Origin of the sequence: Rahnella sp. AN3-3W3 (assembly GCF_003263545.1) — a bacterium.
In the GTDB taxonomy this organism is placed as follows: domain Bacteria; phylum Pseudomonadota; class Gammaproteobacteria; order Enterobacterales; family Enterobacteriaceae; genus Rahnella; species Rahnella variigena.
This window is the reverse complement of record NZ_JYDG01000027.1, coordinates 13,792-26,761: the sequence shown is the minus strand read 5'-3', so window position 1 is coordinate 26,761 and position 12,970 is coordinate 13,792. Positions and strand designations below refer to the sequence as shown.

The following is a 12,970-nucleotide window of genomic DNA, read 5'->3' as shown; positions in this document are numbered from 1 at the left end:
ATTACCCGACCCTGAAGATAAGCAAACTGAAATGAGATAGGATACCTGCCATGAACCAAGTGCCTGAGTTACAGGATTTAGCCGACGATATGCCGCGGTTTGTCAGCGTATTGACGGCGTTTGCCGCAAAATTGCAGATCAAACTGGGCGAGTTTCATGCGGATCATATTTCAGTGCGCTGTCACCAGAATACGACAGCGGACCGGTGGCGCGCCGGGCTGGAAAAATGCGGGCAACTGCTTAATGAAACGATGATTAACGGCAGGCCGATTTGCTTGTTTACCCTCAATCAGCCGCTGGTTGTCGGGCCGCTGAGTATCGATCTGGTGGAATTGCCATATCCCGGCGATAAGCGCTATCCGCATGAAGGCTGGGAGCACATTGAGATTGTCCTGGAAGGTCGCGAGGACGAATTGTATACGCGGGCGCTGGCACTGATTGCCGACGAAGCGCTGATGACGCCCGGTATAAAACTGAAACAAAGTGCGCCAAAGGGCGAGAATGAGCGATTGCCTAACCCGACGCTGGCGATCACCGACGGGTCAGTGACCATTAAATTCCATCCCCACAGCTTGCGCGATATTGTTGCCAGCGAGAAGGCTGAAGGCTAACGTTCGAGCGACTGCAAGGCGGCCTCCATGCGGTCCATTGCCTTTTCCAGCAATGCCCGCTGGCAACCGAAATTGATGCGCACAAAACCGGGAGCACCAAATGCTGCGCCGCCGGAAAATCCGACGCCAGCTTCTACAAAGAACCGGTACGGATCCTGAACCGGCAATGCACTGGCATCAATCCAGCCGAGATACGTGCCTTCCGGTGGCAGCATGCGTAATCCCGGCATGGCGTTGATTCTGGCTGTCACTAATTCCCGGTTTACGCGCAAATAGTCGAGTTGTGCGCTGAGCCATTCTTCTCCATCACGGTAAGCGGCGGTCGCAGCGACATAGGCCAGAATATTGACGTGCGGAACTATACCCTCGCTGGTGTCGAGAAAGTTTTTCCGTAACTGAGGATTAGGGATGATGGCCATTGAGGCGCCGAGACCGGCCAGATTGAAGGTTTTCGACGGCGACAGCAGGGTAATGGAACGCTGTTCTGCATCAGCATTGAGCGAGGCAAACGGGATATGTTTCAGCCCCGGTTCGAGGATCAGGTCGCAGTGAATTTCATCGCAGCACACCACTAAGTTGTGGCGTCGGGCGAACTCCTGCTGTTCCAGCAACTCTTCGCGGCGATATACCGTTCCGCCCGGATTATACGGGTTGCATAGCATCAGCAACTTTTCGCTGCCATCCATTTGATTTTCGGCAGCGGCGAAATCGGCCACCCAACGCTGATTCTGCTCAATTACATTAACCGATTTAAACTGACGCCCTTCGGATTGCGCTGCCTGCATAAACGGCGGGTAAATCGGCGCGGGCATCAGGCTGGTCTCATGCTGATTCACGTTGGCGCGCACGGCGACGTTTAATCCGCACACCAGTCCGGGCAGCCAGACAATCCATTCGGGCTCAATAGCCCAGCCATAACGTTCTGCCAGACGTTTTACCACTAAATCAATCAGTTCCGGCGGCGTAAAACCATAACCGAACACGCCTTCTGCCACGCGTTGCTGCAACTCTTTGATAACCTGAGGCGGAGAAGTGAAGTCGGTATCGGCGACCCAAAGTGGAATGACATCCTGATTATTGTATTTATTCCACTTAACGCTATCACTGTGACTGCGGTCTACCCATAAATCAAAATTGAGTGTCATAGTTAGCTTTCCTAAGCAAGCAGGTTGGGCGGGGATGCTCATCTCAAAGCCTACGCGACATGGCCGGTTACAGACAAGTGTTGTAGCATAATGCCGTAATCAGGAGAGATCACATGACTAAATTAGAAGTGTGTTGTTACAGCGTAGACTGTGCGTTGACAGCAGAACAAGCCGGAGCCGATCGCGTCGAATTATGTGCGAGTCAGGCTGACGGCGGGATTACGCCGAGTTACGGTACCCTTAAACTGGCGAGGGAAAAAGTGACAATCCCGGTACATCCGATTGTACGCCCGAGGGGGGGTGACTTTTGCTATAGCCAGAGCGAATTTGATGTGCTGAAAAGTGACATCGCCTGCATTCGTGATCTCGGTTTTCCGGGACTGGTCGTCGGTATGCTGGATGCGGAAGGGCATATCGATATGCCGAGAATGTGGGAAGTCATGGCGCTGTGCGGCGATATGGCCGTGACATTCCATCGCGCGTTCGATATGTGTCTCAATCCGAAGATTGCGTTAGAGCAGTTGACTCAGTTAGGGGTGGCGCGCATTCTGACTTCCGGACAGCAACAAAATGCAGAAGTAGGTTTACCGATGCTTCGGGAACTCAACCAGCTGACGCGTGGTCCAATCATTATGGCTGGCGCGGGCGTGCGACTGACCAATCTGCAAAAGTTTGTGGATATCGGGCTGACTGAATTGCACAGCTCGGCTGGGCGTCAGGTGCCTTCTTCTATGCGTTACCGCAAAGCCGGTGTCACGATGAGTTCTGACACCGATTTTGATGAATTCAGTCGTTATTGCGTGGACGGCGATATTGTTGCCGCAATGAAAAGAACATTGCAGTTCGACGATGAAGTATCCCGCTCGGCGTAATAACTCTAAAGTTTAACCGGGTCACACGACCCTTATTGCGTCGCCCTGCGCAAGTACCAGGCCCCGTCACTTTGGCGGGGCTTTTTTTATTCTTCGTTCTTTATAAGTGCGGGATAACTGCGGGAGATTACAGTCGTCATTAACCGGAATGACTTCTCAGCCCCAGGTCAGCAATGCCACGCCAAACATCCCTGCTTTAACGACCAGACACATGACAAAAAGACCTAAAACAATAACGGCGCGGTCCATGAGGAAACGAATTCTTCTGCGCATTGATTTCTCCGCGAAATAATCGCGTACGGATAAATTGGTTGGCCGAATTTATACACGAAAAACTATCAATCAATCCAATGTTATAACGTCAAAACGCGAAGCTTTACAAAGGGCTTTGACAGAAGAGGGGAACCGCTACTTTTCATAGAAGTTTTTAATCCTGATCGCGACGTCAATATTGGCCCAGTGTAATTCGTCCTCTTTATGCAGACTGCTGCTGCCATCTTCCCAGGAAACGAAATAGGACACGGTGCCTGTCTGTGATTCGAAGGTATTCATGATGCGACCTTTGATATCTCCGGATCTGTGTTTAACGATGCTGCCTTTAGGGAATTTCATACTTCCTCCCAATACGTTAACGACGATCTCTGTCAGAACAAACAGATAGCTTCAATAAAGGTTAGACCTTTTTACGGCGCGATGTACAGAGCCATGTGGCTGAAAGTGAGGGTAAAGTGTGAGCAATAAATTCCGCCAGACCGGAGGATGTCTGGCGGAGGAAGAGGGAGTTAAGGCTTGCGGGCGATAAGCAGGGCGCGACGCGGTGCCGGATAACCTTCGATGGTTTTGGTCGGGTCATTCGGATCGAGGAATTCAGCCAGTGACTCACTGGTCATCCAGTCGGTACGGCGTTGTTCTTCCAGCGTGGTGACGCTGACATCCGCAATGCGTACATCAACAAAGCCGCATTTGATCAGCCAGTTTTTCAGTGCTGCTGCAGAAGGGATGAAATAGATATTCCCCATCTGCGCGTAACGGTCGCCCGGTACCAGCACCTGCTCGCTGTCGCCTTCAATCACTAAGGTTTCCAGCACCAGTTCGCCTCCGCTGACCAGCTGATTTTTCAGCTGCAGAAGGTGATCCAGCGGCGAACGACGGTGATACAAAACGCCCATCGAGAACACCGTATCGAAAGCGTTCAGCTCAGGTAATTGTTCGATACCCAGCGGCAAAAGGTGCGCGCGTTGATCGCCGCCCAGTAATTTACGCACGGCCTCGAACTGGCACAGGAACAGCTGCATCGGGTCGATACCCACGGCCAGATGCGCGCCTGCGCCAATCATGCGCCACATGTGGTATCCGCTGCCGCAGCCGACATCAAGAATAGTGCGGCCTGCCAGCGAAGAGATATGCGGCAGTACGCGATCCCATTTCCAGTCAGAACGCCATTCGGTATTGATTTCAACGTCGTACAGCGAAAATGGCCCTTTACGCCATGGCATCATATTGCGCAGCAGATTTTCAATCCCTTCGCGCTGACCGGCTGGCAAAGGCACTTCCATATTTGCGCTGACGCTATGCAGCAAATCCAGACGTTCTGGCTGCAACAATGGCAAACGATCGACGGAGTTAAACCACAGTTTGAACTTGCCGTGCAGCGATTCTTTCTGCCATGCAGTCAGTTGCGATGGCAGGGTATTAAGCCACGGGCTCAGCGGCCCTTTGGCGATAACGCGATAAAAATCACCGAAATCAATCATTCTGCTTCTCCGGCTTTCAGCGCAATCAGTGAGCCGAAGTTAAAGCACTGGAACCAGACTTCTGTGTGCTGGAACCCGGCCTGGTGCAGGCGGGCTTTGTGAGTTTCAACCGAATCGGTCAGCATTACATTTTCGAGCATGCTGCGTTTCTGGCTGATTTCCAGCTCGCTGTAGCCGTTCGCACGTTTGAAATCGTGATGCATATTGAACAGCAGTTCGCCGACGTCTTTATCTTCAAAGCTGAATTTTTCAGACAGTACCAGCGCAGCACCCGGACGCATGCCCTGATACACCTGATTCAGCAAGCGCTGACGGTCAGCCGGTTCAAGGAATTGCAGCGTAAAGTTAAGCACCACCATCGAGGCATTTTTCAGCTCGATATCCAGAATGTCGGATTCAATCACGTTAACCGGCGTATCGGCACGGAAAGCATCAATGTGGCGGCGGCAGCGTTCTACCATGGCGGAGGAGTTATCGACAGCAATGATTTCGCAGCCCGGAACCTTGATGTTGCGACGCATCGACAGCGTGGCAGCACCCAGCGAGCAGCCCAGATCGTAAACATTCGAGTCGGGCTGAACGAAGCGCTCGGCGAGCATACCAATCATCGAAATAATGTTGGAATAGCCCGGAACTGAGCGTTGGATCATGTCAGGGAAAACTTCAGCAACGCGTTCATCGAACGTCCAGTCGCCCAGCTTATCTATTGGTGCAGAAAACAGCGTATCGTGGTTTGCCATAGCGGTGAGTCAGGCCAAAAAGAGTGTGGGTAAAAAGTTGAGGGCAGATTTTAGCAGATACTGGCGCAGGCAGATACCTGCGCGCTCGGGAGTTGTTTCAAAACTGCATCAAAACAGCCCGGGGAAAGCGGGGCGATCAGTCGAAGTTCAGAAATTGTGACCATGGCAGATAGATAATATTCACCACGACCATCAGAACCAGCGAGATATACGTCGCGGCCATGCCGTTGCGGCGCCAGGCAAATTCGCGGTTCTTCAGCCCGTAATAATGGAATAACCGGCCCAGAATCAACAACAAACCGCAGGCATGGACTGTCCAGATGGGTGAACCGTTCATTTCCATAAACAGCAGCAGTAAACAGCCAATCGGCAGATATTCTACGGCGTTACCGTGGACACGGATGGCGGTTTGTAATTCGTAGGAACCGCCGTCGCCGGTGGCAATGCGGTATTGCATCCGCAGGCGGACAACATCGAAAGAGAGTTTGATCAAAAGTATGGCAGCAAGCACGACATATAACGCGCTAATCATGATGACTTCCTTGGTTAATCCCTGTTTTCTGGCGGAACTAATGCCTTCCGCTTCGCCGCTATGATAACGGGCTGCCGTAAGACTGTCGTCAGAAAATCCTGAATATTCTCAGAACAAGGTGTCCTGTTCTGGCCAGTCAGGTGCGGGCTGAACAGAGGGCATCTGCCGGTGCAAATCCTGCCACAGGCTGCGCGCCTGCTGCGGAGCATCTGTGCAGTCAGGCGTATGAATAAACAGATACGGTGATAATCCCTGAGATTGCCAGTCGTCGAGTTTTTTAATCCACTGTCCGAACAGCGGACGGTTAGCGTCCAGACTGTCGCCGCCGATAAAACGCACAATGGGCCGGGATGATGTCGCCAGCGCGTGCAGCGGCAGAATCGGTTTTTTGCGTTTAGCTTCGAGCACTGCTTCAGTTGTGGATTTCGAACTGTGAACCGGACGGCTGTCGAGAATGGCGCGGTTAATTCCACGCTGATGTAAGCCCTGATTCAGCGCACGTTCTTCCCCGCCTTTGTTGAAAAAATCTTGATGGCGCACTTCAACGCCGTAATCGAAACCCGCGGGAAGGGCATCCAGAAATTGCCACAGTCGGTCAAGGTGAACGGGGGCAAACGTGGCAGGAAGTTGCAGCCAGAGCTGACCAATGCGTTCACCGAGCGGTTCGAGCGTGCGGTAAAACAAATCGACGTTTTCCTGACAATTCGTCAGTGCCGCTTTATGGCTGATGTCCGATGGGAATTTGAAACAAAAACGGAAAGATTCCGGCGTCATGTCGCGCCAGCGCATCACCACTTCCTGTTTGGGCAGGGCGTAAAAGGTGGTATTGCCTTCGACGCAATTGAAATACCGCGCGTAATCGGCCAGATCACGCAAACCGATTTTTGCCCAGGCGTTGTGGTGCCATTGCGGTAAACCAATATACATAATCATGCTCCCTGTTTTCTGAGCCGGAATTCCCAAATAAAACGCCGCCTCAGCGGGCGGCGTTCAGGCAAGAAATTCAGGGTAACGTTACTCCGGCAGAGCGGCAAGCACTTCGGCAGTTGAACGTACGCGACTGATACGCGGGAAGATAAATTGCACGCTGGACTGATGATGGTCATTGTTGTGCGCGCTGCAGGCGTCTTCAGCAATGACCAGTTCATAGCCGTGTTCCCAGGCGTTACGCGCAGTGGATTCCACGCCGATGTTAGTGGAGATACCGGCCAGCACGATGCTTTTGATGCCACGACGACGCAGTTGCAGATCCAGATCGGTGCCATAGAACGCGCCCCACTGGCGCTTAATCACCAGCAGATCATTGTCGGTGACGCCCAGTTGTTCCGGGAATTCCCACCAGCTTGCGGGTAAACCGCCTTCCGGTGCAGCCGCAGGGATATCAACCGGTTGTTTCAGCGCTTCGTCAAAAGAATTTGACCAGCCCACGCGAACCATGACGACCGGCGCGCCCAGTTTACGAAAACGATTTGCCAGTTCAGTAGCATTATCAAGCACCTGCTGTGCGGTGTGCGGGCCACCAGCGAACGGTAAAATCCCTTTCTGTAAGTCGATCAATACCAGTGCGGTAGTTTTTGGGTCAAGTTTCATGTGTAGCTCCCGGTTTTCAATAGGGGTAATGAGAGAAAGGAATTATTTACTGCGTGTACAAAGGGGATGGCGCGAGTCTATTCTAACGGGCAGACTGAAATGAGATAATTTTGTTAAATTATGTGTAGCTTGCAACACGAATGAATTTCCGCGTCAGCGTTGACGTGTTCGTACTTATCCTTCGCCGGAAATTCCTTTATAATAGCCGCCTTTTTTCGACCTGAATAAAACCCATTCCGAGCGCTGCTGAGTTTTGCGGCGAGCGACCAGAGTCAATAACCGTTTCTGTGCCTGTGCGCCATGAGGCCGGGTAGTGGGATCAAAAGGATACCGTTATGCGTACTGTATATTGTGGAAAACTGAATGCGTCCAATGTGGGCCAGGAAGTAACATTGTGTGGCTGGGTTAACCGTCGCCGCGATTTGGGTGGTTTGATTTTCATCGATATGCGTGACCGCGAAGGCATCGTTCAGGTTTTCTTCGACCCGGATCAGGCTGAAGCCTACAAACTGGCGTCTGAACTGCGTAACGAATTCTGTATTCAGCTGACCGGTACCGTGCGTGCGCGTCCTGAAAGTCAGTTCAACAAAGACATGGCGACCGGCGAAGTGGAAGTGTTCGCCAGCAATCTGAACATCATCAACCGTTCTGAATCGCTGCCGCTGGACTCCAACCACGTCAACACTGAAGAAGCGCGTCTGAAATACCGCTATCTGGATCTGCGTCGTCCTGAAATGGCTAACCGCCTGAAAGCCCGTGCAAAAATTACCAGTTTTGTGCGCCGTTTCATGGACAGCCATGACTTCCTCGACATCGAAACTCCGATGCTCACCAAAGCCACGCCGGAAGGTGCGCGTGACTATCTGGTGCCGAGCCGTGTGCATAAAGGCAAGTTCTACGCCTTACCGCAGTCTCCTCAGCTGTTCAAACAGCTGCTGATGATGTCCGGTTTTGACCGTTACTATCAGATTGTTAAATGCTTCCGTGACGAAGATTTACGTGCTGACCGCCAGCCTGAATTCACCCAGATCGACGTGGAAACCTCCTTCATGAGCGCTGAACAAGTGCGTGAAGTGATGGAAAAACTGGCCCGCGAACTGTGGCAGGAAGTGAAAGGCGTGGATCTGGGCGATTTCCCGATCATGACTTTTGCAGAGGCTATGCGTCGTTTCGGCTCTGATAAACCGGACCTGCGTAACCCGATGGAAATGGTCGATGTGGCCGACCTGATGAAAAACATCGAGTTCAAAGTGTTTGCTGATCCGGCTAACGATCCAAAAGGCCGCGTGGCTGCGCTGCGTGTTCCGGGTGGTGCCTCCCTGAGCCGTAAGCAAATTGACGAATACGCAAAATTCATCGAAATCTACGGCGCGAAAGGTCTGGCATACATCAAAGTGAATGAAGTGGCGAAAGGTCTGGAAGGTATCCAGAGCCCGGTCGCGAAATTCCTTAACGAAGAACTGCTGGCAGCCCTGATCGAACGTACCGGTGCGCAAGATGGCGACATGATCTTCTTCGGCGCAGCCAGCGCGAAGATTGTGACTGATGCGATTGGCGCACTGCGTCTGAAAGTTGGTCGTGACCTGAAAATCACCAAAGAAGACATGTGGGCTCCGCTGTGGGTTATTGACTTCCCGATGTTTGAAGACACCGACGAAGGCGGCCTGAGCGCCATGCACCACCCGTTCACTGCGCCAAAAGACATGACGGCAGAAGAACTGGCGGCGAACCCGGTTTCCGCTATCGCAAACGCCTACGACATGGTGATCAACGGCTACGAAGTGGGCGGCGGTTCTGTGCGTATTCACCGCAGCGAAATGCAGCAAACCGTGTTCAGCATTCTGGGTATTAACGAGCACGAACAGCGCGAGAAATTTGGCTTCCTGCTCGACGCCCTGAAATACGGTACGCCTCCGCATGCGGGTCTGGCATTTGGTCTGGATCGCCTGGTGATGTTGCTGACCGGTACCGACAATATCCGTGACGTGATCGCCTTCCCGAAAACTACCGCGGCTGCGTGTCTGATGACCGAAGCGCCAAGCTTTGCCAACCCGGCTTCACTGCTGGAACTGGGCATCGCAGTGGTGGCGAAAAAAGAAGTGACGCCAGACACAAATACAGAGAATAACTAATGAGCTATAAGCGTCCTGAGTCGATACTGTGCGTCATCTACGCCAGAAACACCGGCAGGGTGCTGATGCTCCAACGAAAGGATGACCCAAATTTCTGGCAGTCGGTGACCGGCAGTCTGGAAGGCGGGGAATCCCCGAATCAAACCACGCAGCGTGAAGTCATGGAAGAGGTCGGTATCGACATGGCAGGTGAAAACCTGACTCTGCAGGATTGCCAGCGCTGCGAGGACTTTGAAATATTTGCGCATTTGCGCCATCGCTATGCTCCCGGCGTGACCCGTAACAAAGAACATTGGTTCTGTCTGGCGTTACCCGACGAGCGTGATGTGGTTCTTACAGAACATCATGCGTACCGGTGGCTCGATAAATCCGCAGCGGCTGCGCTGACGGTGTCTCCGAGCAACCAGCAGGCGATTGAAGAATTTGTAAACTATTCGGTCTGTTAAGACTTTAGACTTTTTGGAGATATTTATGGCAGGTCACAGTAAGTGGGCCAACACCAAGCACCGCAAAGCGGCGCAAGATTCTAAACGCGGCAAAATTTTTACAAAAATCATTCGTGAGCTGGTGACAGCTGCACGTCTGGGCGGCGGCGATGCGGGTTCAAACCCACGTCTGCGTGCGGCAATTGATAAAGCGCTGTCGAACAACATGACGCGCGATACCCTCAACCGTGCTATCGCACGTGGCGTGGGCGGTGACGAAGACACCAACATGGAAACCATCATTTATGAAGGTTACGGTCCGGGTGGCTCAGCCATCATGGTTGAATGTCTGAGTGATAACCGCAACCGTACCGTGGCAGAAGTGCGTCATGCCTTCACCAAAACCGGTGGCAATCTGGGTACCGACGGTTCCGTGGCTTACCTGTTCTCCAAAAAAGGCGTGATTACTTTCGCTCCTGGCCTGGATGAAGACGTGCTGATGGAAGCCGCGCTGGAAGCGGGCGCTGAAGACATCATTTCTTACGATGACGGCGCTATTGATGTCTTCACTGCCTGGGAAAATCTGGGCGAAGTGAAAGATGCGCTGGAAGCTGCCGGTTACAAAGCTGATTCCGCTGAAGTCACCATGATCCCATCGACCAAAGCCGACATGGATGCAGAAACTGCACCTAAACTGTTGCGCCTGATCGACATGCTGGAAGATTGTGACGATGTGCAGGAGGTTTACCACAACGGTGAAATCTCCGACGAGATCGCAGAAACTCTGTAATCTCAGTGCCGCCGGTGGCTACCACCGGCTGGCTATCCTGTTGTGCCTCAGCAGTTTATACTCTCCCCCAACTTTCCAAAAAAAACGACAACACAAGGCGTTGACTGGCTATGGCTATTATTCTGGGGATCGACCCCGGTTCGCGTATTACCGGCTATGGCATTATCCGCCAGACAGGGCGTCAGCTCAGCTATCTCGGCAGCGGGTGCATCCGCACGGTGGTGGACGATATGCCGGGACGTCTGAAACTGATTTACGCCGGTGTGTCGGAAATCATTACCCAGTTTCAGCCTGATTTTTTTGCCATCGAATCGGTGTTTATGGCGAAGAATGCCGACTCGGCGTTAAAGCTCGGGCAGGCACGTGGCGCGGCGATCGTGGCAGCGGTGAATCAGGATTTGCCGGTGTTTGAATACGCGGCGAGGCAGGTGAAACAGACTGTCGTGGGTACCGGTGCGGCTGAAAAATCGCAGGTTCAGCATATGGTGCGTTCAATCCTGAAATTACCGGCCAATCCCCAGGCGGATGCCGCCGATGCGCTGGCGATTGCGATTACACATTGCCACATGAGCCAGAACGCCATTCGTCTGAGCTCAGACAAATTACAGATGGCTCGCGGACGTATGCGATAGACGCCGCAAGTCCATTAGGCTGGATATTCATCCAGCCTTTTTTATGATATAAACATCGCTGCTTTTGACCTGATAAGGAAAATGAACGTGATAGGCAGACTACGAGGCATTATTCTGGAAAAACAGCCCCCTTTGGTGCTGCTTGAAACTAACGGCGTGGGCTATGAAGTGCATATGCCGATGACCTGTTTTTACGAGTTGCCGGAGCTGGGTCAGGAAGCTATCATCTTCACGCAATTTATCGTCCGTGAAGATGCCCAGTTGCTCTACGGATTTAACGATAAGCAAGAGCGCGCGCTGTTCCGTGAACTGATCAAGGTGAACGGTGTGGGGCCGAAGCTGGCGCTGGCGATCCTGTCAGGCATGTCGGCACAGCAGTTTGTCAGTGCGGTGGAAAAGGAAGAAATCACCGCATTAATCAAGTTACCTGGCGTCGGTAAGAAAACCGCAGAACGCCTGGTCGTTGAAATGAAAGACCGGTTTAAAGGATTAAACGGTGATCTATTTAACAATCATACTGATATCACGCTACCTGCATCGGCGTCGAAAGCAAAAGAATCTGACGCCGAAGGCGAAGCCGTTGCAGCCCTGATATCCCTCGGATACAAACCACCTGAAGCCAGCCGCATGATCAGCAAAGTGGCGAAGCCGGGTGCGGAATCTGAAACGTTGATTAGAGAAGCGCTGCGCGCGGCGCTGTGAGGTAAACGATGATTGAAGCTGACCGCCTGATTTCTTCCGAAGTTTTCAGTGAAGAAGAAGTCATTGACCGTGCGATCCGCCCGAAGTTGCTCAGCGAATACGTCGGGCAGCCGCATGTGCGTTCGCAAATGGAAATCTTTATTCAGGCGGCTAAGCAACGCAAAGATGCGCTCGATCACCTGCTGATTTTCGGCCCTCCGGGACTGGGGAAAACCACGCTGGCTAACATCGTGGCGAACGAAATGGGCGTCAATTTACGCACCACGTCGGGTCCGGTGCTTGAAAAGGCCGGTGATCTGGCCGCGATGCTGACCAATCTTGAGCCGCATGACGTGCTGTTCATCGATGAAATCCACCGTCTGTCGCCGGTTGTTGAAGAAATTTTGTATCCGGCAATGGAAGACTACCAGCTGGATATCATGATTGGTGAAGGCCCGGCGGCGCGTTCCATCAAACTCGATTTACCCCCGTTTACCCTGATTGGTGCCACCACCCGCGCCGGTTCCCTGACGTCACCGTTGCGTGACCGTTTTGGTATTGTGCAACGTCTGGAATTTTATCAGGTGGCAGATTTACAGCACATCGTCGGGCGCAGTGCGTCGTGTCTCGGGCTGGAATTGTCGGAGGAGGGCGCGCATCAGATAGCCCGCCGTTCACGTGGTACGCCGCGTATCGCTAACCGCCTGTTGCGCCGTGTGCGTGATTTCGCGGAAGTCAAAGGCGATGGCACCATTAACGGTGATGTGGCTAACGGCGCGCTTGACATGCTGGATGTCGATGCCGAAGGTTTCGATTACATGGACCGCAAACTGCTGCTGGCGATTATCGATAAGTTCACCGGCGGGCCGGTCGGGCTGGATAACTTAGCTGCGGCGATTGGTGAAGAGCGCGAGACGATTGAAGATGTCATCGAACCGTTCCTGATCCAGCAAGGCTTTATTCAGCGCACACCGCGCGGGCGTATGGCGACGAATCATGCTTATAAGCACTTCGGTATCGCGAGAGAAACGGAATAACCGGTTCTGTGCGCAGAAAGCAAAACGGA

Annotated in this window: 15 protein-coding genes; 8 read left to right on the top strand and 7 right to left on the bottom strand. The window is 52.7% G+C overall.

The genetic code is table 11. The annotated features are described in order from the left end of the window. The first annotated feature begins 50 nt into the window (after positions 1–50). Positions 51–611: a VOC family protein gene (locus tag UC15_RS09645; protein ID WP_112288242.1), complete on the top strand. Its 561-nt coding sequence runs from the start codon at positions 51–53 to the stop codon at positions 609–611. On the opposite strand, the gene UC15_RS09640 is transcribed toward UC15_RS09645, so the two are convergent. Next, a complete protein-coding gene (locus UC15_RS09640) occupies positions 608–1,756 on the bottom strand; it encodes a MalY/PatB family protein (RefSeq protein WP_112288241.1) in 1,149 nt (382 codons plus the stop codon). The two genes, UC15_RS09645 and UC15_RS09640, sit on opposite strands and share 4 nt — an antisense overlap. Before the next feature lie 113 nt (positions 1,757–1,869). On the opposite strand from UC15_RS09640, the gene cutC reads away from it, so the two are divergent. Continuing rightward, positions 1,870–2,628, top strand: a complete 759-nt coding sequence (gene cutC / locus UC15_RS09635; RefSeq protein WP_112288240.1) for a copper homeostasis protein CutC — start codon at positions 1,870–1,872, stop codon at positions 2,626–2,628. A 408-nt stretch (positions 2,629–3,036) separates the two neighbouring features. Here the strand turns inward: cutC and UC15_RS09630 are convergent, their stop codons facing one another. The 6 genes from UC15_RS09630 to UC15_RS09605 all read right to left on the bottom strand — a co-directional run bounded on the left by UC15_RS09630 (position 3,037) and on the right by UC15_RS09605 (position 7,244). Continuing rightward, positions 3,037–3,240, bottom strand: a complete 204-nt coding sequence (locus tag UC15_RS09630) for a hypothetical protein (RefSeq protein ID WP_112288239.1) — start codon at positions 3,238–3,240, stop codon at positions 3,037–3,039. 170 nt (positions 3,241–3,410) lie between these two features. Continuing rightward, positions 3,411–4,382 carry a tRNA 5-methoxyuridine(34)/uridine 5-oxyacetic acid(34) synthase CmoB gene (cmoB, locus tag UC15_RS09625; protein ID WP_112288238.1) on the bottom strand — a complete coding sequence of 324 codons (972 nt, stop codon included), beginning with the start codon at positions 4,380–4,382 and terminating at the stop codon, positions 3,411–3,413. Then, positions 4,379–5,122: a carboxy-S-adenosyl-L-methionine synthase CmoA gene (gene cmoA, locus UC15_RS09620; RefSeq protein ID WP_112288237.1), complete on the bottom strand. Its 744-nt coding sequence runs from the start codon at positions 5,120–5,122 to the stop codon at positions 4,379–4,381. The genes cmoB and cmoA overlap by 4 nt, the downstream gene beginning before the upstream one ends. Positions 5,123–5,258: 136 nt before the next feature. Beyond that, positions 5,259–5,654 carry an MAPEG family protein gene (locus UC15_RS09615; RefSeq protein ID WP_112288236.1) on the bottom strand — a complete coding sequence of 132 codons (396 nt, stop codon included), beginning with the start codon at positions 5,652–5,654 and terminating at the stop codon, positions 5,259–5,261. A gap of 108 nt (positions 5,655–5,762) precedes the next feature. Continuing rightward, positions 5,763–6,581 carry a DUF72 domain-containing protein gene (locus tag UC15_RS09610; protein WP_112288235.1) on the bottom strand — a complete coding sequence of 273 codons (819 nt, stop codon included), beginning with the start codon at positions 6,579–6,581 and terminating at the stop codon, positions 5,763–5,765. An 87-nt stretch (positions 6,582–6,668) separates the two neighbouring features. Beyond that, positions 6,669–7,244: a hydrolase gene (locus UC15_RS09605; RefSeq protein WP_112288234.1), complete on the bottom strand. Its 576-nt coding sequence runs from the start codon at positions 7,242–7,244 to the stop codon at positions 6,669–6,671. Positions 7,245–7,579: 335 nt separating this feature from the next. On the opposite strand from UC15_RS09605, the gene aspS reads away from it, so the two are divergent. The 6 genes from aspS to ruvB all read left to right on the top strand — a co-directional run bounded on the left by aspS (position 7,580) and on the right by ruvB (position 12,941). Continuing rightward, positions 7,580–9,376 carry an aspartate--tRNA ligase gene (aspS, locus tag UC15_RS09600; protein WP_112288233.1) on the top strand — a complete coding sequence of 599 codons (1,797 nt, stop codon included), beginning with the start codon at positions 7,580–7,582 and terminating at the stop codon, positions 9,374–9,376. After that, complete coding sequence (gene nudB / locus UC15_RS09595; RefSeq protein WP_112288232.1) at positions 9,376–9,822, top strand: dihydroneopterin triphosphate diphosphatase; 447 nt, start codon at positions 9,376–9,378, stop codon at positions 9,820–9,822. The genes aspS and nudB overlap by 1 nt, the downstream gene beginning before the upstream one ends. Positions 9,823–9,847: 25 nt before the next feature. Next, entirely contained in the window at positions 9,848–10,591 is a 744-nt protein-coding gene (locus UC15_RS09590; protein WP_013575035.1) for a YebC/PmpR family DNA-binding transcriptional regulator, read from the top strand. 110 nt (positions 10,592–10,701) lie between these two features. Next, positions 10,702–11,223: a crossover junction endodeoxyribonuclease RuvC gene (gene ruvC, locus UC15_RS09585; protein WP_015696865.1), complete on the top strand. Its 522-nt coding sequence runs from the start codon at positions 10,702–10,704 to the stop codon at positions 11,221–11,223. An 87-nt stretch (positions 11,224–11,310) separates the two neighbouring features. Continuing rightward, positions 11,311–11,925 (top strand): Holliday junction branch migration protein RuvA, encoded by a 615-nt coding sequence (gene ruvA, locus UC15_RS09580; RefSeq protein ID WP_013575037.1) that lies wholly within the window; start codon positions 11,311–11,313, stop codon positions 11,923–11,925. Between the two features lie 8 nt (positions 11,926–11,933). Next, a complete protein-coding gene (ruvB, locus tag UC15_RS09575) occupies positions 11,934–12,941 on the top strand; it encodes a Holliday junction branch migration DNA helicase RuvB (RefSeq protein WP_112288231.1) in 1,008 nt (335 codons plus the stop codon). The last annotated feature ends 29 nt before the right edge of the window (positions 12,942–12,970 follow it).